Raw genomic sequence first — 21,293 nt, 5'->3', positions numbered from 1 at the left:
GCGCATCCCTCCACACTCATGACCCGAAAGTTCGATTGGCTCTCCTCCGTCACGGCGATGTTCGCCGGACTGGCCGCCGTGGCTGGCATCCCGACGTCCGCCGAGGCCGCGCAGCAGGACGTGTCGCCGGAAATCGTCTCCGCGATGCAGCGCGACTTGGGCCTCACGGAAGCGCAGGTTCACCGCCGTCTCGCCTTCGAGGCGAAAGCTCCCCAGCTCGAGAAGAGCATCCGCCAACAACTCGGCGCGAAGTTCGGCGGCGCGTGGCTCGACAAGGATGGTGGCCAGCTCATCGTCGGCGTCACCGACGAGGCCGGCGCCGCGAAGGTGCGTCTGGCCGGCGCGGTGCCCCAGCGCGTGGCCCGCAGCCAGGCGCAGCTGGAGCGCGTGAAGGCGGAGCTGGACGCCAACGTGAAGGCGCTCTCGCCGGCCATCCACTCCTGGTACGTCGACCTGCCCACCAACACCGTCGTCGTGTACGCGGACGCGGCCACCCCGTCGCTGCGCCGCGCGGACACCTTCATCGCCAGCAGCAGCGGCGCGAAGGACGGCTCCATCCGCGTGGTGTCCTCCACCCAGGCGCCGCAGCTTGCCTATGACGTGCGCGGTGGAGACCCGTACTACTTCAGCAACTACCGGTGCTCGATTGGCTTCTCGGTGAACGGCGGCTTCGTCACCGCGGGCCACTGTGGCGGCGCGGGTACGGCCACCACCGGGTACAACGGCGTGGCGCTGGGCACCATCCGGGCGTCCGTCTTCCCGGGCAACGACTTCGGCTGGGTGGCGACGAATGGCTCGTGGACGCCGCAGCCGTGGGTCTACAACTACAACGGCGGCAACGTGATTGTGGCGGGCTCTCAGGAGGCCCCGCTGGGTGCGTCCATCTGCCGCTCCGGCTACACCACTGGCTGGCGGTGCGGCACGCTCGACGCGAAGAACATCACGGTGAACTACTCCGTCGGCCCCGTGTACGGCCTGAGCCGCAGCAACGCGTGCGCGGACGGCGGTGACTCGGGCGGCTCGTTCATCTCCGGCAATCAGGCGCAGGGCGTGACGTCCGGCGTGGCGGGGACGTGCGCCAATGGCAACCCTCCGCAGACCTTCTTCCAGCCCATCAACCCCATCCTCAGCACCTACGGCCTCACGCTGCGCACCACGGGCGGCGGCAGCAGCGGCGCGTCGTTCGTCTCGCGCTGGAATGGCAAGTGCATCGACGTGCCCAACTCCAACTTCTCCGACGGTGTGCAGCTCCAGATGTGGGACTGCAATGGCACCAACGCGCAGAAGTGGACGTGGGTCAACGGCACGCTCCAGGCGGGCGGCAAGTGCATGGACGTGGCCTGGGCTTCGACGGCGAATGGCGCGGCCATCCAGCTCGCCAACTGCAACGGCAACGCCGCCCAGCAGTTCGTGCTGAGCGGCGCGGGTGACCTCGTCAGCGTGCTCGCCAACAAGTGCGTGGACATCAAGGACTGGAACTCGGCCAGCGGCGCGCGGCTGCATATCTGGGACTGCGCCGGCACCGCGAACCAGAAGTGGGACTACCGCTGAGCTGAGCCGAGCGCTCGTCGTGAGCCACGTCCTCGAAGCGGGGACGTGGCTCAGGGCTGCCGGTGCTGCTTCGCCCACGCCGCGACATCTGGCGTGCGCGCCTCCACCCAGCGGCGGAACTCCTCGGCCTGGGACAGCTGCCCCTGGCTCACGCCTCCCGAGGGAGGATGGCCGAAGAAGCGCGTGTGGACCTCCTGCGCGAGCGTGCCGACGTCCACGCCGTGGGCCTTCGCCAGCCGCTCGATGAACTGCTGGTAGTCCGCGCCCTTCATGCCCATCGCGTTGGCGCCCTGGCTCAGGCTGTCGAAGTGCAGGGGCGAGCGCGCGAGCTCCGGGTGGTCGGCGACGAGCTGCTGCACCTGCTCCGGCGACATGCGCGCCTCCTGCCGCAGCCGCTTGTCGAGGAGGTCCGGCCCCAGGTCGATGAGGTCCTGCGCCAGCTTCCCATCCATGCCGCTCTCGGTGAGCAGGCGCACCTGCGCGCCACGCGTGGCGTACTTGTCCGGGTCCAGGTACTTCACCGTGAGCCCGCCCAGGAACAGCGCCGCGCCGACGAGCTGCGCCCCCGGAATCCACTCCGTCAGCGCGCCGGCGCCCATGAGGATGGCGCCCAGCGACTGGGCCCCGGACGCGGCTGCCTTCCAGTACTTGCCCTCCTGCACCGCCTGGAAGCTCTGGATGCCGTCACCCACCGCGCCCAGCAGGCCGCCCACCGCGGACGCCTTGCCGAGCGCGCCGCGGAGGACGGGCGCCGCCTTCTTGAGCGCATCGAGGATGAACGTCGCCCCGTCTCCGCCGACGCTGAGCCCGTCGCCGACAATCTTGAGCTTCGCGGCGAAGTCCGCCTGGCTCCACCCCGCCGCGTCCCCGACGGCCGCCGTCGTGGTGACGAGGAGGCCCAGCCCGCGCAGCGCCTGGCTCCGGGGAGATTCCGGGTCGCCCGGCAGGCCCGTCTCCTGTTCCTTCAGGAGGCCCCGGAGGGACTTCGTGATGTCCTGGACCTGCTCCTTCGAGGTGTTCGGCCCGATGCCGCGCAGGAGCTTGACGTACTCCTTCATGTCCTTCGGGACCATTCCGAACAGCTCGGCGTTCTGCGCGAGCCCGTTGAAGATGGCCTCGGCCGTGTCCTTGTGCTTGAGGCCCGCGGCGATGATGGCGCCGGAGCCCGCGCTCTTCACGAGCGCCAGGGCGAGCTTCTCGTCGAAGTCCTTGAGGTCCTTCAGCTTGCCGACGGTGCCGAGGAACGTCGGCTGGTTCGTCCCCTGGGCGGCCAGCTGGGACGCGAGGTACGCGGCGCCGGACTGCGACTCCGCCATCCGCGGCAGCTCGCGGGCCAGCGCGGTGACCTCCGCGCCGAGCTCACCCGAGGGAGCACCATCTGGAGCGGCGCTGGCGAGCAGCTTGCTGAGCCGCTCGAACTCCGCGAGGTCCTTCTTGCGCTCGGGGTCGTTGAGGTAGGTGGCGGTGAAGGCCTGCCGCTGCTCCGGGGTGAGGACCTTCGCCGGGCCGCTGAGCAGCTCCGTGAGCTGCCGCTGGTGCCGCTCCGCCTTGTCCGCGTACCCGGAGAACTGACTGCGAATCCCGTCGATGCTGCTCCACAGCGTGTCGTGAATGGCCTTCGCATCGAGGCTGTGGGAGGGGCCGACATAGCCCGGAGGCTGGGCCTCGTCCCTCGTCAACGAGCGCTCCATGTCGAACGCGAGCCGCGAGCCGATGCCGGTGGTGACGGCGGTCCGGACGGCGTTGCGCAGCGAGATGCTGTCGAAGCCCGGCGGTGCGTCCTTCGTGAAGAACTTGCCCACGAGGCCGGCGGTCGGCTCCCCCAGCCGCTCGGTGGCGCGCGCCAGGATGAGGTACGTCTTCTGCTCGCGGGCGCTCTCCTCCTTCGCCAGCTTCTCGAGCACGGGCTTGTCGTGCTCGAGGTCGGGCGGGCGCTGCCCCTTGCCCGGGTGGAGGACGCGCTCCGCCTCTGGCGACACGCCGACGAACATCTGGCCCATCTTCGCGAGGGAGGGCTCGGCGGCGCGGACGAAGGCCTCCTGGTAGGCGGGGTCCGGGTTGCTGGCGATGAACTGCTCGAACTGCTGGGCTCCCTTCTCCAGGCTGTTCTGGAGCGTGCTCGCCAGGGCCTTCGCGTCCTGCTGCGCGCGCGCCTTGACGTCCGTGCCGGCCGCGCCCGCCGTGGAGACGCTGGCAAGGCCCACGCCCGTCGGGAGCGAGAAGGGCTCCGGCAGCACCGGGGGCAGGTTCGCGGCGGCCTGGTCCAGCAGCCGGGAGACGTTCGTGCTCGCGCTGGCACCGGCGCTGGCGCCCGCCGCCGCCGCGGCACCGGCGCCGCGCGAGGCCCCCTGCAGGGCGTTGAAGGACGGCGTGCCACCGGTGGGAGAGAAGAAGACGCTGAGCTGCTGGCGCGTCATCGCCACGGGGCCGCCGGTGTGCAGCGGGTCGGCGACGAGGTACTTCCCGTCCTGCGTCTTGCCGAGGATGGCGTTGAGGTGGCCGATGTCCCCGTTGCCCATGCGCTCGGGGAACTGGGCGCGCCAAGCCGCGTTGGTGGCGCCGTTGGCGATGACGGGGTTGCCCGCCGCGAGCTGCTGGTCCAACGCCTCCCAGCCCTGGCCGTAGCGCGCGGTGAGGCCCGCGTTCTTGATGCCGTCGGACACCATGGTGCCGCCGGTGAGGTCGTGGTCGCGGTCGAGCAGCGGCACGCGCGTGCCGTCCGACGCCTTCACGTAGGTGAACTCGGACTCGCGGCGCGGGCTCATCAGCGCGCGCGCATGGTCCACCTGCTGCTCCTTCGTGAGCCCCGGCGGCATGTGGCCCGTGTACGCCAGGGACATGGCGAGGCTGGCCGGGCCGCAGTTGGTGCTGCCGCGCGGGCCGTATGGGTTGTACTTCGTGGTGAACTGGGTGATGAACGCGGCCTCGGCGGACATGGCCGGGCCTTGCGTCTTCCCGCCCGGCCGCGCGGACTGCGCGAGCGCCTTCGAAAGCGCCTCGCGGGTGCCGGCCTCGTAGTGGCCGTTGGCGGTGACGCCGCGGTCCTTCTGGAACTTCTGCAGCGCCGCCTCCGTCTGCGGGCCGAACAGGCCCGGCCCGGTGGCGACCTGCTCCGGCGTCAGGTAGCCCAGCTCCACCAGCGAGTCCTGGAGCTGCTTCACGTCCTCGCCGGTGTCACCGCGCTTCAGGTTCTTCTCGGGGACGGGCCAGGGCTCCTCGGGCGGCGGCTCGGGAGGAGGAGGCGGCGGTGGGGGCAGCAGGCGCTCCCGGTGCGCCGCGGGCGCGTCCTCGAAGCGGGAGGTGGACTCCCCGCCCTCCGCTCCGGGGGCCCCCTCTTCCCGGACGATGTTGGCCTCGGAGACCTCGCGGGCTTCGGCCTTGCCCGTGTCTCCGGATGAAATGGTCTGCGTTGAATATGACGGACCGTCGACTCGCATGACGTGATGCCCCCCTCTGATACATCCGAGATGTTTCTGCCGGGATTATCCGCTGTCATGACGGGAAGTTGTCCCGTCACACCCACCGTGAAATCAGTCCGGAAACGACTTCGCGGCTACGCAACTCATACGAGACGATTGCGACGCTGATTCTTGAGACGCTTTTTACGGGCCTCCAGGGGCTGGGGCGTCTTCGCGTCCTGCGTGGGCGGTGGCTTGAAGCCCTGGACGGTGTAGCTGCGCGCCTCGTCGAGCAGCCACTCGCGGAACGCGGCGAGCCCCGCGTGGTCATCCGAGCGCGGCGGATATACGAGGTAGTGCGCGCGGTCCGTCTTGAGACATTCGTCGAAGAGCGGCACCAGCAGGCCTGCCTGCACCAGCGGGCGAATCAGCGTCATCCGTCCCAGGGCGATGCCGAGCCCCTCCACCGCGGCGCGGTGGAGCGTCTCCGTGTCGTCGAAGTTGGCCACGAAGCGCCGGGGTGGGGTGCCGCCGTAGCGCTCGAACCAGGCACCCCAGGAGAAGGAGCCCAGCAGTGGGAAGCGCTCCAGCGTCTTCAGCGTGGGCCGCCCCAACCGCTCGATGAGCGCCGGGCTCGCCGTCGGGGTGACCCAGTCGTCGAACAGGTGCACGGAGCGCAGTCCCGGCCACGGCCCCTGGCCGAAGCGCAGCCCCGCGTCGATGTCCATCTCCTTCTCGAAGTCCACCACCGTCACGCTCGATTGCAGGTTGATTTCGAGCCGTGGCTGGAGGGCAACGAAGCGCGGCAGGCGTGGCACGAGCCAGCTCGTCGCGAGCGAGGGCAGCAGCGTGAGCGTCAGCACGTCATCGCGCCGCGCGCAGTACGGCTGCATCGCCCGCTCGATGGCGTCGAGGTGCTCGGCGACGCGCTCGAAGAGGCGCCGGCCGTCGGCCGTGAGCTCGACGCCGCGCGCGTTGCGCACGAAGAGGCGCTGGTCGAGCTGTTCCTCCAGGCCGCGAATCTGGTGGCTCAGCGCGCTGACCGTCAGGTGCAGTGCCTTTGCCGCGCGCGACAGGTTGCCGTGGCGCGCGGCCGTCACGAAGCCCTGCAGGGCGTACAGGGAGGGGCGGGGCATCTTCAGTCACACCCTTGAAGAGGATTCAAAGCAGGGTTGCAAAATCATCGCTTTTTCCCCGGCGAGCATGTCCCTACCTTGAGTCGTGTTCAACAAGGCAGGCGGGGAGACGCGACATGAGCATCTACAAGGGGCTGTTGATGTTGGAGGGATACCTGACTCACGTCGAGCGCGTCGAGGACACATCGTGCGGCCATGACGCCGGGGCGGCGGAGTCCCGCCCGGTGGGGGACAGGCGGGTGGCGACGCTGCGCGCCGTGCCGGGGCCGGAGCCCGTCAGCAAGGAGCCGGGCTGCGCGGCGGGGGGGGGCTGCTGAGAGGTTGTTTCAACGGGGTGCCGTCAGGTGGCGGCGAGGGACTCGCCAAGCTCCCGCAGCCGCCGCAGGTCCCTACCGGGAGGCGCGCCGAAGAGTCGGCTGTACTCCCGGCCGAACTGTGACGGGCTCTCGTAGCCCACGCGGAAGCCCGCCGTGGCCACGTCCACGTCCCCGCTGAGCAACAACCTGCGGGCCTCCTGGAGCCTCAGCCGCTTCTGGTACTGCAATGGGCTCATGGCGGTGACGGCCTTGAAGTGGTGGTGCAGCGAGGAGGTGCTCATGTGCACCTCGCGCGCGACGTCCTCGATTCGCAGGGGCTCCGCGAAGTGGGTCTTGAGCCAGCCGATGGCGCGGGCAACGCGCTGCGACTGGCTGTTGGCCGAGGCAATCTGCTTCAGCCGCCAGCCGTGCTCGCTCTTGAGCAGGCGATAGACGATTTCGCGCGTGGCCAGCGGGGCCAGCGCGGGGACGTCCTCGGGTGTGTCCAGCAGGTGCACGAGGCGGAGCACCGCGTCCAGCAGCGACGTGGACGTGTCCCCGACGAACAGGGCCCGGGAGGGGTTGCGCCGGGGCTCCTCGGGCAGCTTCGCGTGCAGCATCAGGTCGGCGATTTCGCCGGGGTCCAGGTCCAGGCGGAAGCAGAGGTAGGGCGCCGCGGGCGTGGCGCGCGTCACCTGTCCCGTGACGGGCAGGTCCACGGACACCACGAGGTGCTGCGGCGGCGCGTACGAGTAGACCTCGTCGCCCAGAATCACCTTCTTGGCCCCCTGCGCGACGACGCACAGCGCGGGCTGGTGCAGGGCAATCAGCGGCTCGCCAGGGCGCGAGGCCCGGATGAGCACCACGCGGGGAATCGCCGTCTCATGGATGCCGTCGCGCGGGGTGAGCCGCGTCATCGCCGACGCCAGCTCGCCCAGCCGCTCGGGGACTTCCATTGGCTGCTTTGCCATCACGCTCGTTCCCATGGAGTATCAGACTACTCATTCTCCCTGGACGCGGCCCGGGTTCCGCGCGTCCTTGCAGGAATAGGCTAGAGCTCTCCAGGAATGGTCTACCGGGGGAGGCACCCCAATCTCTACATCTGCACCCGTCACGGGGCGCTCATGCCCCGATGCACTCGAGACGGGAGCACACATGTCTGGCATCGAAGGAAAGGTCATCGCCATCACCGGGGCGAGCAGCGGAATCGGGGAGGCAGCGGCTCGGCTGCTGGCCCGGCGTGGGGCGCGCGTGGTGCTGGGCGCGAGGCGCACGGACCGGATGGAGACGCTCGCGCGGGCCATCAACGCGGAAGGCGGCTCGGCCCGCTTCCGGAAGCTCGACGTGACGAGCCTGGAGGATATGGAGGCGTTCATCGGCTACACGCGGGCGGAATTGGGCCGCGTGGATGTCCTCATCAACAACGCGGGTGTCATGCCGCTGTCGAAGCTGGAGGCGCGCAAGGTCGACGAGTGGAACCGGATGATTGACGTGAACATCCGAGGCGTCCTGCACGGCATCGCCGCGGGCCTGCCGGTGATGAAGCAGCAGGGGAGCGGGCAGTTCATCAACCTCTCGTCCATCGGCGGCCACGCGGTGTCGCCGACGGCGGCCGTGTACTGCGCCACCAAGTTCGCCGTCATGGCCATCTCCGAGGGGCTTCGCCAGGAGGTGGGCGGTGATATCCGGGTGACGGTGATTTCGCCGGGTGTCACCGAGTCGGAGCTCGCGGAGAGCATCACCGACCCGCTCGCGGCGCAGGGGATGAAGGAGTTCCGGCGGATTTCGATTCCCGCCGACGCCATCGCCCGGGCCATCGCCTACGCCGTCGAGCAACCCGACGACGTGGACGTCAGCGAAATCATCGTCCGTCCGACGGCCAGCCCCTACTGAGCGGGGACGCGGCGCGGGCCTCAGAAGCTCCCGGACACCGCGAGCATGGCCCCGCCGCGCGCCGGCACCACCGATACGCTCCTCTCACGTTCCGAGAGAGAGGACGGCGCCCGCCGGAGGTTGACGGCGCTCGATGAACCCCTGTCTTATGCGCCCCTGTCGCATTCTGGACACCAGATGAGGGGGACTGGACATGTTCACGCGTGAGTGGAGACACGAAGTATTCGAGGGGCCCATCCGCCTGACCGGGCGTTCGATGCAGGTCCTCTCGGTGCTGCTCACGGGAGCCATGCTCTGCATGTCGCTGAGGCCCCTCGCGGCGGCGGCCCAGACACAGCAGCCGTTGCGCATGCCGGTCAGCCGCCCGGCGCCGCCGAAGCCGCTGCACAGCGAGGAGACGCTGGCGCTGACGCTGGCGGCGCTCGACGCCACGCTGGCCCATGCACCCGCGAAGGCGAGGGCGGACGGGACGGAGCTGGCGACCCTGCGCGAGAAGCTGGTGACGCTGGACCGCGAGGCGATGGCCGACTTCGCCCGCGCCGAGCAGAGCGTGAAGGCGCTGGGGCTGGGCCCCGAGTTCCTCAAGCGGCACCAGGGCACCGTGGCGCAGTACCGCGCGCGCATGGCGGACCTCCAGTCCAAGCTCGACGTCGTGGCGCGTGGCGGGGACGAGTCGAAGCGCGGGCTCGCGCGCGACGAGGCGCGGAAGCTGCTCGCGAAGACGAAGGAGCGGCCCGGGAACCTTCCGCTGGACCCGCGCCGCCTGCCGTTCCACGCCCCCGAGGGAAAGACGCGGGAGCCCCTGTCCTCCCCGAAGGACCTCCGGGCCCGACTGTTCGCGAAGACGGCACCTGATGCGTCCCTGCGCTCCGCCGGTGAGGCCGGTGCCGCGGCGGAGGGCCTGGCCGCGCCCACGTCCGCGGACCTGTCCGGCACGGACGACGTGCAGCTCACGCAGGCCATCCGGGACCTGGCGGACTCGCTGGACCACCATCCGGTCCGTATCTACAACTGGGTCCGCAACAACATCCGCTTCCTGCCGACGTACGGCTCGGTGCAGGGCTCCGCGATGACGCTGGCGTCGCGGCAGGGCAACGCGTTCGACACGGCGAGCCTGCTCATCGCGCTCCTGCGCGCGTCCAACATCCCCGCGCGCTACGTGTACGGCACCGTGCGGGTGCCGGCGGCGCAGGCGATGAACTGGGTGGGTGGCGTGTCCTCGCCGCAGGCCGCGCAGGACCTCATGGGGCAGGGCGGAATCCCCAATGTCGCCATCATCCAGGGCAATCGCATCAGCCACCTCCAGGTGGAGCACGTCTGGGTGGAGGCGTGGGTGGACTTCACGCCCTCGCGCGGCGCCATCCACAAGCAGGGCGACACGTGGGTGCCTTTGGATGCGTCGTTCAAGCAGCACACGTTCACCGCTCCCATGGACCTGGCGGCTGAGACGTCCATCGACTACGGCGCGGTGGCGCGCGGCATGGCGCAGGTCGCCGAGACGTCGCCGGAGGGTGGTGTCACGGGGCTGTACCCGGGCTACCTGCGCAAGGAACTGGAGGACGCGCTGGCGAAGACGGTGGAGAAGCTCGGGGACCGGATGCAGACGCTCACTCCCGAGGACGTGCTCGGTTCCGCGAAGGTCGTGGCGGATGATTCGATGCTCCTCGCCGGCACCCTGCCGTACCAGGTCGTCGCGCGCGGTGCCTCGCCGAGCGCACTGCCGCCCGGCCTACGGCACTCCGTCAGCCTCACGCTCTACGCGTCGCAGCTCGACCGCGCGTATGAGTCGCCGGAGCTGACGTACACCGTCAGCCTGCCGGTGCTGAACAGCCAGCGGCTCGGTGTCCACTACCGGCCCGCCACGCCTGGAGATGCCCAGCTCATCCGGAGCTACGTCGACCAGGGGGCCTCCTCGCTGCCCGTGTACCTCATCCGCGTCGTCCCCGAGGTGCAGGTGGACGGAGTGGTGGTGGCGCAGGGCAGTCCGGTGACGATGGGCCAGCAGCAGATCTGGGAGCTGTCGCTCCAGGAGCCGGGCCGGGCCGCACCGCCCGACGCGTACGAGGTCGTCGCCGGCAGCGAGGTGGTGTTCGGCGTCAATGGCAACGGCGTCACCCGGAAGGTGCTGGAGGACCGCTTCGCGTCCCATCCATCCGACTCCGTGGCGGAGAACCTGCACGAGGTGGCCCTCACGTACTGGTACCAGCATGACCTGTTCGACGGAATCGCCGCCGCGACGCACCGGGTGCACACGCAGCGGCTGCCGTCGGCCGGCCTGTTCGCCACGCCCATGGACGTCCGCTACTGGTTCGGGCTGCCGCGCAGCGGCACCTTCGCGTCGTACGTCATGGACGTGCAGCGGGTGACGGTTGCCGTCACCGCGGACTCCGCGAAGCAGCAACTGGACTTCATGTCCCAGGCCGGGCTCCAGGGCTCGTACCTGGAGGGCTCGGTGTTCGAGCAGCTCTTCCGCCGCTTCGAGGGGACGGGCCAGTCGACGGCGCAGGTGTTGGTGGACGCCGCGGCGGAAGAGATTCCCATCTACCGCATCGACGCCGGCAACGTGGGCACCGTGCTGCCGCTGTTGAGCATCTCCGACGACGTCCGTCAGGACATCGTCAACGGGGTGGCCGCGGGCAAGGTCATCACCATTCCGCAGCGGGAGCCGCGCGGTGTCACCGGCTACATCATCCAGGACCCGCGCACGGGCGCCGCCGCGTACCTCATCGAAGGCGGGCTCAACGGCGGGAAGCAGGGCAACTGTCAGGAGGAGCCGGAGCCGGTGCGAGTGCCCACGTGGCTGGCGGACCTGTTCCTGTCGCTGCTGATCCTCGCCGTCCTGGCGGCCGCCATCTACGTCATCGTCCAGTCGGGGGGCACGCTCCTGCCGCAGGCTCTCGCCGCACTGCGGGCTGTCGCCGCGGGCGCGCTGCTCTTCGCCGGCAATGCCTACGCGGCGCAGCGCACCCCGTGCTGCACCGTGAAGCCCGTGCCCCACCTGGGCGGAAACCCGGTGCACAACCTGTGCGCGGACCTGATTGGCCCCAACGACCACCCGGGCATGGACGCCAACGTCGGCGGGCGCAACTTCGATGCGGTGACGGACAACGGAGTGCTGTGGGAGGTCAAGACGTACAACTTCGCCAACTGCACCAACCCCTACTGTCTGACGGTGCTCATGCCCCGCCTGGTCGCCCAGACGAATGCACAGCTCCAGACGGACAAGGAGCTGGCCAACAGCTGCGGCTACCTGATGGCCTTCGGCGCGGGCGACCCCACCTTCGCCGCGATGATCAGCCCCACCGGCTATGACATCCTGGCGGTGCGGCCCGACATCTGCCTGCAGCCCATCAAGCCGTGACGAAGGTGAAGCTCCCCGACGCGCCGCTGGACGTGGAGCGCCCCGAGCATGTCGGGGCGCTGGTGCGGGCCTATGAGCGCTTCGACGGAGTTGGCGCTCGCGTGTGACCCGAAACCGCCGCTAGCCTGCCCGGCCATGACGGAACGCCAGCACGAGCTCATCAACCTCATCCAGAAGATCAACGACCTGCACTACATCGAGACCTACAACCGGGTGGAGATGGAGGAGGCCGCGTACCTCCAGGTGCTGCGCAAGGCCCAGGAGAAGAACGCCGAGCTCATCGCCGACATCCGCCGGATTCTCGATGAGGGCGTGAGCCTCGACTTCAAGACCATCAACAACCACACGCCCCTGGCCGTCGCGGTGACGCACAACAACGTCGAGGTGGTCCAGCTCCTGATGGACCATGGCGCGGACATCCGCGAGACGAGCGACTACGACACGCCGCTGCATCGCGCGGCGGAGTTCGGAGCGGACCGGGTGGTGCGGTTCCTCATCGAGAAGGGGCTGGACCCACGCAGCAAGACTCCGGGTGGAAGGACAGTCCTGTCCGCCGCGCGAAGCTCGAGGCACAGCAAGAATGTCGTCCCTCTGCTGGTCGAGCTGTTGAAGCCGACGAAGTCGCAGCGGCCCCCGCCGCCGAAGAAGCTGAAGGAGCTCTCCGAGGAGAACATCCTGCGCTACCTGGCAGGCCCCGTGCCTGCCAACGTCGAGGCCCGTGATTGGGAGTCGCTCAAGGCCTTCATGGACAGTGTCTTCGTCGAGGAGTACTCGGTCACCATCGACCGGCTCTACGAGGACATCCAGGAGCAGGGCGCCATGCGGCCTCACCTGGTCTTCGCCTGCATCGACCTCATCCGGCAGGTCTCCACGAAGGCGCCCGCGAGCAAGACGCTGAAGAAGGTCTCCAAGGCGGTCCACGCGCATCACGGCGACCTGGTCGTCGACGGAGACCAGGGCGTGCGCTCGCTGATGGTGACGGGGAACCTGACAGTGAAGGGGAAGGCGTCGAACCCGCAGGGACGCCAGTTGTTCGTCGGGGGCGATTTCGAGTGCGACACCCTCTACACGGAAGGGCCCGTGGTCATCGGAGGTGACCTGCGCGCCCGTGTCGTCGACGCCTACTACAACGACTACGCCCTGGAGGTGCGTGGCGTGCTGAAGGCCGACACCCTGAAGGTGGAGAAGCACCAGGTGAAGGCGGGCCGCTTCGAGGTGAAGGAGCGCATCGACAAGTAGCAACGAAGGCTCGAGCCATGCCGGCCCGAATAACGCGGCGGGAAGTCGATGGGTTCCGCTCGCTGCACGGCGTGGTGTCTCGATGTACTCATGTGCAACACGATTGCGTCCCGCCGGGACTTTCCCGCGTCGGCGGCGGACGCAGCTCCGGCTCGCTGAGGACCGCCGTTCCTTCCAACTCCGAGCCAACGGGTTGACGGCGCACGGTCAGGCCTGGTGGCCCGTCGCTTGCTCATGCTCCGGCCCGGCCGCGCTCAGCCCCCGTGCCGGCCGCCACCGCTTCAGCACGCTCCGGAGACCCTCACATGAGACCCATGTACCAGTACGGCGCAGCCGACGTCGGCTATGGCCAGCGCATCCAGCTTGGCACCTCGAGCCCCATCGACCTGAGCGGTAGCTCGTCCTATTCCATCGGCTTCTGGCTGCGCCCGCGTGCCCCCTCGTACGACGGCATGCTGCTCTCCTCCGGCGCGTCCTATTACATCGGCCTGCACGGCATGGCGCTCACGCTGTGCATCCCCGGCATGAACACGCCGCGGACCTCGAGCATCGAGCTGCTGAAAGACCGGTGGCAGTACGTGCTGCTCGTCTTCCAGTCGACCGGCACCACCCAGGGGAGCTACTCGCTCTCCGTCGATGGGACGCTGCTCCTCGAGGGCTCCATCTCGCGGGTGCTCGCCACCAACGGGCTCTTCACGCTCGGCACCACCACCGACGCGCAGTTCTGCAACGTCGCGTTCTACTCCGAGGCGCTGCCGTCCGAGTCGCGGCAGCCGGTGTGGGACGTGCCCGCGCCGAGCAGCACCCTCGCCGCCTGCTACAGCTTCGCCGATGGCTCCAGCACCGATGTCTCCGGGCACGACCGGGGCGCCGCCAACTTCCTGGGCGGGGCGCGGGTGGTCATGGTGGCGCCGTCGCTGCGACTCACGAATGCGGCTGTTGCCCCCTCGGCGCTGGATGGCCTCCGGGTGGTCGCGGACGGGGCGCCGTTCAGCTTCCAGGCCTGGTTCAACGCGAATGCGCCGTCCGAGTTCCAGTCCCGCGACAAGACGTTGTTCTCGTGCAGGGACCGCGACAGCTCCAACGCCTTCTCGTGTGGGTTGCGCTGGAACGGCCAGACGTTCGACATCCAGGGCAAGGCGACCGTCGGGTCGAACGGATACAGCATGGAGAACAACAACCTCCCCATTCCCGCTGGGAGTTGGCATCACCTCGCGGTCACCTATGACGGTGCGACCCTCCGGTTCTACCTGGACGGCGTGTACGCCAACTCGATTGCCAACATCGGCACCTGGTCGATGTCGAACCCCATCTGGTTGTTCGGCACCAGCTACGAGCCGGGTGTCGCCAGTGGGGGCGCCTTCGATTTCCAGGGTCACCTCCAGGCGGTGGGCCTCTGGTCCCGCGCGCTCTCGGACACCGAGGTGCAGACCTACATGACGACCGACCCCACCCAGGTCGAGGGCTGCGCCGCGTTCTATGCCTGGAACGGCATCATCCTCGCCAACCAGGTGACGGGAAACCCGCCGACGATGATGAACACGGTGGTGCCCGACATGGTCATCACTCCGCCCTCGGATTCGACGCCGCCGCCCGTGCCGGCCGCCGAAGCGAAGAGCAACATGTCGGCGGCCTGGCGAATCCAGCCCGCCGCCCGGTGGTCCTCCGAGGAGGTGGCGTACCCGGAGCAGAGCCCGATTTCGCGCGAGCAGGTCGAGGCGATGATTGCCGCCTACGAGCCATACCTGAAGGACGTGCCGGAGGAGATGCGGGGCCGGCTGCGCTCGCTCTATCGCAACAACGTCTACCTGGGGCTGTCGCGGACGTCCGGGCCCGGCGGGATGCCTGTCGGCGCCATCGCCGGCAAGGTGGTCGACGGCGCCTACGTCTTCTACCACTACACGGAGAAGGGCCCCGTGGAGTGTGGCCGGATGGAGCTCTCCGTCGACGCCGAGTGCGTGGGCTGGGTGATATCGGTCGCCGCGACCTCGCTCTGTCTCCTGCTGTCCGCGTTCGGGCTCGGCTTCTCGGCCGCGGCGACCGTGAACGCGCTGAGCACCAGCATCCGGGCGAGCACCACGCTGCTCAATACGCTCAAGGTCGCACTGGCCGAAGGCGCGCAGGACGCCACGATGGTCATCACGGTGGTCAAGGTCCTCTACACGGGAGGCACGCTCGGCAAGGTGGCCGGCTCCATCCTGACGGGCCACTGGTGGACCATCGCCCTCAACGCCGGCGTATTGATTGCCAATGTCGTCGGCCTCTTCGTCACCGGTGGCGCCTATCTGGCCATCGTGCTGGTGCAGCTCGCCCTCAATCTGGCCGTCCTGATTGCGGTCCTCCTGCAGAAGCCGGACAACTGCTGCTAGCGGACAGGCCCTGACGCACGTTCCCCATCCAGGAACGACTTCAGCTCCGGCAGCACGCGCTCGGGGTGGTCCTGGTGGGGGCTGTGCCCGGCGTCCACGCGCAGCAGCCGCGCGTGGGGAAACCGCCGCGCCGCCTCCTCCGCGAGCGACATGGGCAGCACGTCCTCCCGCTCGCCCCAGACGAGCAGCACGGGCACCTGCACCTCGCCCAGCCGCTCGCGGCGGTGGAACACGGGCCCCACCACCGGCACCAGCGTGTTGAAGGCCCGCGCTCCCGCGTCCCGCCCCTCCGGCACCGCGAGCAATTCGTACCCCAGCGCTCCCAGCCGCTCGCCCAGCGGCGTGGGAGGCGGCGGCATCAGCCGAGACCACGCCCACGGCCCCAGCGAGCGCGCCAGCCGCTCCGGCCCGGCGCGGAAGAACAGGCGCGACTTGCGCTCCATCTCCGGCCCCAGCCCCATCGCATCCACCAGCGCCAGCCGCTCCACCGGCACCCGGCCGCGCAGCGCCAACTCCAAACCCACCAGCCCGCCCAGCGAGTGGCCCACCACCGCCACCGGCCCGGCCTCCAGTTGGAGCAGCAATTCCTCCACCGGCTCGGTGAAGAAGCGCACCCCGTCCTCCGCCGAGGCCGTCGCGGCTTCCGGCGCGGACGACATCCCGAAGCCGGGCAGGTCCACCGCCAGCACCCGGTGCCCCCGGGCCAGCGCCGTCAGGTAGGCGAACCACGTGGACGCCGCGCCGCCCCGGCCATGCAGCAGCACCACCGTGGGCCCCTGACCCCCCTCCAGGACTCGAAGGGCCCCGCCGCCCGGCAGCCAGCGCACCGTCGCCGTCACCGCCGGGGCCAGTTGCCCCAACAGCCCCGCCTCCACGCCCCCCACCGCCGGAGCCTTCGCCGGGGCCTTCATGGCCGGCCCCCTGGACGGACGGGGCGGGCCGGCTTCCACCAGGAGTGGAACGTCCGGGACTGGGACGGGGCAGAATGGGACATGGAAGGGGCGCTCCAGGAGGGGCGGACGGGCACCCAACTTACTGGAATGCCCGGGCTTCTGCGGTGTTGAGCCCGATACCCGGTAACCCCTAGGCTGCCGCCGCCAGTCCGACACGAGGCGACATGAACACCGACATCCGCGCGCTCACCGAACGCGTGCAGCAGGAAAGCAGCTTCGTCGAGATCCTCAACCAGGAGACCGGCAAGGTCATCGTCGGCCAGCGGTACATGCTGGAGCGCATCCTCATTGGCCTGCTCTGCAACGGGCACGTGCTGCTGGAAGGCGTCCCCGGTCTCGCCAAGACGCTCACCGTGCGCACCGTGGCGGATGCGCTCAGCGCCACCTTCATGCGCATCCAGTTCACCCCGGACCTGCTGCCCGCCGACGTGGTGGGCACGATGATCTACAACCAGCAGGCCGCCAACTTCACCGTCCGCAAGGGCCCCATCTTCGCGAACATCGTCCTCGCGGACGAAATCAACCGCGCTCCCGCGAAGGTGCAGTCCGCGCTGCTCGAGGCCATGGCCGAGCGCCAGGTCACCATCGGCGACCAGTCCTTCGGGCTGCCCTCTCCGTTCCTCGTGCTGGCCACCCAGAACCCCATCGAGCAGGAAGGTACGTATCCGCTGCCCGAGGCGCAGGTGGACCGCTTCATGCTCAAGGTGAAGGTGGGCTACCCCACGCGCGATGAAGAGAAGGTCATCATGGACCGGATGTCCGGCGGCGCCGCGCCGAAGGCCCAGAAGGTCATCGGCCTGGAGCACCTGGTCCGCGCGCGCGAGCTCGTCCACCACATCTACATGGACGAGAAGGTGAAGGAGTACATCCTCAACGTGGTGTTCGCCACGCGCGAGCCGAACAAGTACGGCCTCAAGGACCTCGCGGACTACATCCAGTTCGGCGCCTCGCCGCGCGCCACCATCTCGCTCGCGCAGGCCGCGCGCGCGCACGCCTTCCTGCGCCACCGCGGCTTCGTCACGCCCGAGGACGTGAAGGCCATTGCCTTCGACGTGCTCCGCCACCGCATCGCCATGACGTACGAGGCGGAGGCCGAGGAGCTCACCACGGAGAAGATCATCCAGCGCGTGTTCGACCGCGTCGAAGTCCCCTGACGCATCCTTCCCCGAGGCGCAGGCACTCCCGTGCTCCCCAAGGACCTCATCCGCCGCATCCGCAAGCTGGAGATTCGCACCCGCAAGGTGGTCTCCGACATGCTCGCGGGTCAGTACCACTCGGTCTTCAAGGGCCGAGGCATGGCCTTCTCCGAGGTGCGCCAGTACCAGCCCGGTGACGAAATCCGCATCATCGACTGGAACGTCACCGCGCGCATGAACGAGGCCTACGTCAAGGTCTTCACCGAGGAGCGCGAGCTGACGGTGATGCTCCTGGTGGACGTCTCCGCGTCGAAGGAGTTCGGCTCCAAGGAGCGCACCAAGGCGGAGATTGCCGCCGAAGTGGCGGCGCAGATTGCCTTCAGCGCCATTGCCAACAACGACCGCGTGGGGCTCATCCTCTTCTCGGACCGGGTGGAGAAGGTGGTGCCGCCTCGCAAGGGCCGCACGCACGTGCTGCGCCTCGTGAGCGACATCCTCACCTTCAAGCCGCAGGGGAAGGGGACGGACCTGGCCGCGGGGCTCACGTACCTGACGCAGGTGGCGAAGCGGAAGGCGGTGACGTTCCTCATCTCCGACTTCCAGGCGCGCGACTACGAGAAGCCGCTGCGGTTGGTGGGGCGCAAGCACGACCTGGTGCCGGTGGTGGTGGAGGACCCGCTGGAGGAGGCCTTTCCGCGCCTGGGGCTGGTGGACATGGAGGACCCGGAGACAGGCGAGCGCTTCATCGTCGACACCAGCGACCCGCGCGTGCGGGGCCGCTTCGCCCGCGCCATGCAGGCCGCGCGCGACGAGCGCCGCAAGCTGTTCAAGAAGCTGGAGCTGGACCACGTGGAGCTGCGGGCCGGCGATGACCACGGCAAGGCGCTCGCGCAGTTCTTCCGCGCGCGGGCCCGGAGGATGGCGGCGTGACGCGGCTTCTTCCCGTGCTGGCCCTCCTGCTGGTGGGCGTCCCCGCGCTGGCGCAGCAGCAGCCTCCCGGCGCTCCCGCGCAAGAAGCGGTGCAGCCGCAGAACGTCTCCGCGCGTGTGGAGCCGAGGCAGGTGCGAATCGGCGACCCCTTCGTCTACGAGGTGGTCATCACCCACCCGAAGGACCACCGCTACGAGCTGGTGCTGCCCAAGGAGACGGGTGACGTCGAGGTGCTGGACCAGACGCGCCAGCGCCAGGATGGGGCGGACTCGGCCACCACGACATTCGGCGTGCGCATGTCCGCCTTCGCGCTGGGCACGGTGCCGCTGCCGGCGCTGACGTTCGACGTGGCCACGCCGGACGGCCCGAAGAAGTTCTCCCTGCCGGGGCGCGACGTGGAGGTGACGTCCACGCTGCCTCCGGACGCGGACGGGAAGGGCGCGGACCTCTTCGACTACCAGCCGCCGCAGGAGGTACCCATCCGCTCGTGGCGGCTGGTGTTCGCGTTGCTGGGCACACTGGCCGCGGCCGCGCTGGCGTGGGCGCTGTGGCGCTGGTGGAAGAACCGGCCCAAGCGCGAGGTGGTGGTTCCGGTGCTGCCCCTGGACGTGCGCACGCGCAAGGCGCTGGACACGCTCAAGGCGGAGAACCTGCCCGCGCGCGGCCACGTGAAGGACTTCTACTTCCGGCTGTCCGAAATCATCCGTGGCTACCTCGGTGAGCGCTATGGCTTCGAGGCGCTGGAGTGCACCAGCTCCGAGCTGATGGCGTCGCTGCGCCGCATGCCCACGCCCGGGCTTCCCGAAGACGCGCTGATGCGCTTCGTGTCCGAGTCGGACATGGTGAAGTACGCGCGAGCGGAGTCGTCGCCGGAGTCGTGTCGCGACGCGCTCGCCTTCGGGTACACGCTCATCGAGAAGACGTACGTCCCGCCCCCGCCGCCCCAGGCCTCCGCCAATGCCGCCGCTCCCCACGTTCAATAACCCGGAGGCGCTCTGGGGGCTGCTGCTCGTGCCGCTGCTGCTGGTGCAGGCGTGGCGGGAGCGGCGCGCCCGCGCCACGCTGCGCTTCTCCGCCGCGCACGTCTTCGCCCGCAATGGCAAGGGCCTGCGCAGCTATCTGCTGCCCCTGCTCCCGCTGCTGCGCGCGGTGGCGGTGGCCGCGGCCGTGCTCGCCATCGCCCGGCCCCAGGCGCGCGACTCGCGCGTGCGAGACTTGTCGGTGGAGGGCATCGACATCGTGGTGGCGCTGGACTTGTCCACCTCCATGGAGGCCGGCGACTTCCGCCCGCAGAACCGCCTGCACGTGGCCAAGGAAGTGCTCAGCGAGTTCATCGCCAACCGCGTGAATGACCGCATCGGCCTGGTGGTGTTCGCGGGCGCGGCCTACACGCAGGCGCCGCTGACGCTGGACTACGGCGTGCTGAAGGAGGTCATCAAGCAGCTGCGCACGCGGGTGCTGGAGGACGGCACGGCGATTGGTGACGCGCTGGCCACGTCGCTCAACCGCCTGCGCGACTCGGAGGCGAAGAGCCGCGTGGTGGTGCTGATTACGGACGGCGACAACAACGCCGGGAAGATTTCGCCCATGGACTCGGCCAACATGGCCCAGGCGCTGAAGGTGCCCATCTACACGATTCTGGTGGGCAAGGGCGGCAAGGTGCCCTTCCCGCAGGGCACTGACTTGTTCGGCAACACCGTGTGGCGCGAGACGGAGATTCCCATCAACCCGGAGCTGATGCAGGACATCGCGGACCGCACCGGCGGCGAGTACTACCGCGCCACCGACCCGGAGGGCCTGCGCGCGGGCCTGCAGAAGGTGCTCGATTCGCTGGAGCGCTCGAAGCTGATGGAGGGCGGCGCCTCCGCCACCTACCGCGAGGAGTTCCACCCGTTCCTGCTGGCCGCCTTCGGCCTCGCCGCGCTGGAACTGCTCCTGCGCGCGTCCTTCCTGAGGGTCTTCCCGTGACGCCGCCCGTGGAACCCTGGCGCTTCACCTTGCTCGGCTACCAGGTGGGGCTCGCCCAGCCGTTCTACCTGTTGCTGGTAATGGTGGGCGTGCTGCTGGGCACGCTCGCGCTGGTCGGTGCGCTGCGCCGCCGCTCGCGCGTGCGCGCGCTGTTGAACGAGCGCCACGCGGAGCGCTTCACGCCGGGCGTCTCGGCGTGGCGGCCGGCGGTGCAGGGCGGCATGTACGGGCTGGGGCTGGCGCTCTTCGGCTTCGCGCTCGCGCAGCCGCAGTGTGGCACCAAGAGCGAATTGACGAAGCGCCGCGGCATCGACGTGGTGGTGGCGCTGGACGCGTCCAAGTCCATGCTCGCGCGCGACATCCAGCCCAGCCGCCTGGAGCGCGCGAAGCTGGAGCTCACCACGCTGCTGGACGAGCTGAAGGGCGACCGCGTGGGGCTGGTGGTGTTCGCGGGTGATGCGTTCATCCAGTCGCCGCTGACGTCGGACTACTCGGCGGTGAAGCTGTTCCTGCGCGCGGTGGACCCGGAGGTGATGCCCCAGGGTGGCACCAACGTGGGCGCGGCGCTGAAGCTGGCCAAGCAGGTCCTGGACAACGCGGACCGCGGCTCGAAGGAGCGCGTGGTGGTGCTGCTGTCGGACGGCGAGGACCTCTTCGGCGAAGTCTCCGAGGCCACCGAGGCGCTGAAGGAGGCCAACGTCCAGGTGCTGACGGTGGGCGTGGGCTCGGAGTCCGGCGAGCCGATTCCCGTCTACGACAGGCGCGGCGAGTTCGTGGACTACAAGAAGGACGCGAACGGGGAGACGGTGATTACGCGCCTGGACCGCGCGGGCCTGACGGCCATCGCCGAGGGCTCCGGTGGCACCTTCTTCTACCAACCGCGCGGCGTGGCCATGTCGCAGGTGGTGGAGCGCATCGAGCAGATGCAGAAGAGCGAGCTGGAGAGCCGGGTGACGGTCCGCTACGACGAGCGCTTCCAGGCCTTCGCCATTCCGGGGCTGGCGCTGCTCGCATTGGGCATGTTGCTCCTGCCGTCCTCGCGCCGGAGGTCGTCGACGTGAGC

16 protein-coding genes are annotated in these 21,293 nt (G+C 69.4%); 12 read left to right on the top strand and 4 right to left on the bottom strand.

Annotated features, from left to right (window positions below; all coding sequences use genetic code 11):
* Window positions 1–18: 18 nt before the first annotated feature.
* The gene (locus ACVTJA_RS39850) at window positions 19–1,551 is read left to right on the top strand and encodes a ricin-type beta-trefoil lectin domain protein (RefSeq protein WP_465828284.1); all 1,533 of its coding nucleotides are present in this window, start codon (window positions 19–21) and stop codon (window positions 1,549–1,551) included.
* A 50-nt stretch (window positions 1,552–1,601) separates the two neighbouring features.
* Here the strand turns inward: ACVTJA_RS39850 and ACVTJA_RS39845 are convergent, their stop codons facing one another.
* Together ACVTJA_RS39845 and ACVTJA_RS39840 are read right to left on the bottom strand one after the other, a co-directional pair.
* Complete coding sequence (locus ACVTJA_RS39845; protein WP_465828282.1) at window positions 1,602–4,988, bottom strand: peptidoglycan-binding protein; 3,387 nt, start codon at window positions 4,986–4,988, stop codon at window positions 1,602–1,604.
* Window positions 4,989–5,113: 125 nt separating this feature from the next.
* A complete protein-coding gene (locus ACVTJA_RS39840; RefSeq protein ID WP_465828281.1) occupies window positions 5,114–6,085 on the bottom strand; it encodes a LysR substrate-binding domain-containing protein in 972 nt (323 codons plus the stop codon).
* Window positions 6,086–6,201: 116 nt separating this feature from the next.
* Between ACVTJA_RS39840 and ACVTJA_RS39835 the strand changes: the two genes are divergently transcribed.
* Window positions 6,202–6,402, top strand: coding sequence for a hypothetical protein (locus tag ACVTJA_RS39835; protein ID WP_465828277.1), 201 nt, complete (start codon window positions 6,202–6,204; stop codon window positions 6,400–6,402).
* 23 nt (window positions 6,403–6,425) lie between these two features.
* Here the strand turns inward: ACVTJA_RS39835 and ACVTJA_RS39830 are convergent, their stop codons facing one another.
* The gene (locus ACVTJA_RS39830) at window positions 6,426–7,352 is read right to left on the bottom strand and encodes an AraC family transcriptional regulator (RefSeq protein WP_465828275.1); all 927 of its coding nucleotides are present in this window, start codon (window positions 7,350–7,352) and stop codon (window positions 6,426–6,428) included.
* 184 nt (window positions 7,353–7,536) lie between these two features.
* On the opposite strand from ACVTJA_RS39830, the gene ACVTJA_RS39825 reads away from it, so the two are divergent.
* From ACVTJA_RS39825 to ACVTJA_RS39805, 5 genes are all read left to right on the top strand, one after another.
* The gene (locus tag ACVTJA_RS39825) at window positions 7,537–8,274 is read left to right on the top strand and encodes an SDR family oxidoreductase (protein WP_465828272.1); all 738 of its coding nucleotides are present in this window, start codon (window positions 7,537–7,539) and stop codon (window positions 8,272–8,274) included.
* Window positions 8,275–8,467: 193 nt separating this feature from the next.
* Window positions 8,468–11,635 (top strand): DUF6310 domain-containing protein, encoded by a 3,168-nt coding sequence (locus tag ACVTJA_RS39820; RefSeq protein ID WP_465828270.1) that lies wholly within the window; start codon window positions 8,468–8,470, stop codon window positions 11,633–11,635.
* The gene (locus tag ACVTJA_RS39815) at window positions 11,632–11,742 is read left to right on the top strand and encodes a DUF5953 family protein (protein ID WP_465828268.1); all 111 of its coding nucleotides are present in this window, start codon (window positions 11,632–11,634) and stop codon (window positions 11,740–11,742) included. The genes ACVTJA_RS39820 and ACVTJA_RS39815 overlap by 4 nt, the downstream gene beginning before the upstream one ends.
* Window positions 11,743–11,770: 28 nt before the next feature.
* The gene (locus ACVTJA_RS39810; RefSeq protein ID WP_465828266.1) at window positions 11,771–12,874 is read left to right on the top strand and encodes an ankyrin repeat domain-containing protein; all 1,104 of its coding nucleotides are present in this window, start codon (window positions 11,771–11,773) and stop codon (window positions 12,872–12,874) included.
* 305 nt (window positions 12,875–13,179) lie between these two features.
* Entirely contained in the window at window positions 13,180–15,243 is a 2,064-nt protein-coding gene (locus tag ACVTJA_RS39805; RefSeq protein WP_465828264.1) for a LamG domain-containing protein, read from the top strand.
* Here the strand turns inward: ACVTJA_RS39805 and ACVTJA_RS39800 are convergent.
* Window positions 15,240–16,154 (bottom strand): alpha/beta fold hydrolase, encoded by a 915-nt coding sequence (locus ACVTJA_RS39800; protein WP_465828263.1) that lies wholly within the window; start codon window positions 16,152–16,154, stop codon window positions 15,240–15,242. The two genes, ACVTJA_RS39805 and ACVTJA_RS39800, sit on opposite strands and share 4 nt — an antisense overlap.
* A 206-nt stretch (window positions 16,155–16,360) precedes the next feature.
* Here ACVTJA_RS39800 and ACVTJA_RS39795 point away from each other — a divergent pair, with 206 nt between their 5' ends.
* From ACVTJA_RS39795 to ACVTJA_RS39775, 5 genes are read left to right on the top strand one after another with little or no spacing between them, the layout of a single operon-like run.
* Window positions 16,361–17,350: an AAA family ATPase gene (locus ACVTJA_RS39795; protein WP_241759126.1), complete on the top strand. Its 990-nt coding sequence runs from the start codon at window positions 16,361–16,363 to the stop codon at window positions 17,348–17,350.
* Window positions 17,351–17,380: 30 nt separating this feature from the next.
* On the top strand, window positions 17,381–18,262 hold the full coding sequence (locus ACVTJA_RS39790) for a DUF58 domain-containing protein (RefSeq protein ID WP_465828261.1): 882 nt from the start codon (window positions 17,381–17,383) through the stop codon (window positions 18,260–18,262).
* Complete coding sequence (locus ACVTJA_RS39785) at window positions 18,259–19,245, top strand: hypothetical protein (protein WP_465828259.1); 987 nt, start codon at window positions 18,259–18,261, stop codon at window positions 19,243–19,245. Before ACVTJA_RS39790 ends, ACVTJA_RS39785 begins: the two co-directional genes overlap by 4 nt.
* Window positions 19,220–20,230: a vWA domain-containing protein gene (locus ACVTJA_RS39780; RefSeq protein WP_465828255.1), complete on the top strand. Its 1,011-nt coding sequence runs from the start codon at window positions 19,220–19,222 to the stop codon at window positions 20,228–20,230. Before ACVTJA_RS39785 ends, ACVTJA_RS39780 begins: the two co-directional genes overlap by 26 nt.
* 29 nt (window positions 20,231–20,259) lie before the next feature.
* Window positions 20,260–21,291, top strand: coding sequence for a VWA domain-containing protein (locus tag ACVTJA_RS39775; RefSeq protein WP_465840635.1), 1,032 nt, complete (start codon window positions 20,260–20,262; stop codon window positions 21,289–21,291).
* Window positions 21,292–21,293 lie beyond the last annotated feature (2 nt).

This window comes from Pyxidicoccus sp. M6, from assembly GCF_055568925.1.
The sequence above is the reverse complement of the archived record's forward strand: the minus strand, read 5'-3'. Positions and strand labels throughout refer to the sequence as shown.

Coding starts and splice junctions, on each gene's coding strand:
- ACVTJA_RS39805 (WP_465828264.1), top strand. CDS start 13,180: ATGAGACCCATGTACCAGTACGGCGCAGCCGACGTCGGCTATGGCCAG.
- ACVTJA_RS39845 (WP_465828282.1), bottom strand. CDS start 4,988: ATGCGAGTCGACGGTCCGTCATATTCAACGCAGACCATTTCATCCGGA.
- ACVTJA_RS39850 (WP_465828284.1), top strand. CDS start 19: ATGACCCGAAAGTTCGATTGGCTCTCCTCCGTCACGGCGATGTTCGCC.
- ACVTJA_RS39840 (WP_465828281.1), bottom strand. CDS start 6,085: ATGCCCCGCCCCTCCCTGTACGCCCTGCAGGGCTTCGTGACGGCCGCG.
- ACVTJA_RS39825 (WP_465828272.1), top strand. CDS start 7,537: ATGTCTGGCATCGAAGGAAAGGTCATCGCCATCACCGGGGCGAGCAGC.
- ACVTJA_RS39780 (WP_465828255.1), top strand. CDS start 19,220: ATGCCGCCGCTCCCCACGTTCAATAACCCGGAGGCGCTCTGGGGGCTG.
- ACVTJA_RS39800 (WP_465828263.1), bottom strand. CDS start 16,154: ATGAAGGCCCCGGCGAAGGCTCCGGCGGTGGGGGGCGTGGAGGCGGGG.
- ACVTJA_RS39795 (WP_241759126.1), top strand. CDS start 16,361: ATGAACACCGACATCCGCGCGCTCACCGAACGCGTGCAGCAGGAAAGC.
- ACVTJA_RS39830 (WP_465828275.1), bottom strand. CDS start 7,352: ATGGCAAAGCAGCCAATGGAAGTCCCCGAGCGGCTGGGCGAGCTGGCG.
- ACVTJA_RS39820 (WP_465828270.1), top strand. CDS start 8,468: ATGTTCACGCGTGAGTGGAGACACGAAGTATTCGAGGGGCCCATCCGC.
- ACVTJA_RS39835 (WP_465828277.1), top strand. CDS start 6,202: ATGAGCATCTACAAGGGGCTGTTGATGTTGGAGGGATACCTGACTCAC.
- ACVTJA_RS39810 (WP_465828266.1), top strand. CDS start 11,771: ATGACGGAACGCCAGCACGAGCTCATCAACCTCATCCAGAAGATCAAC.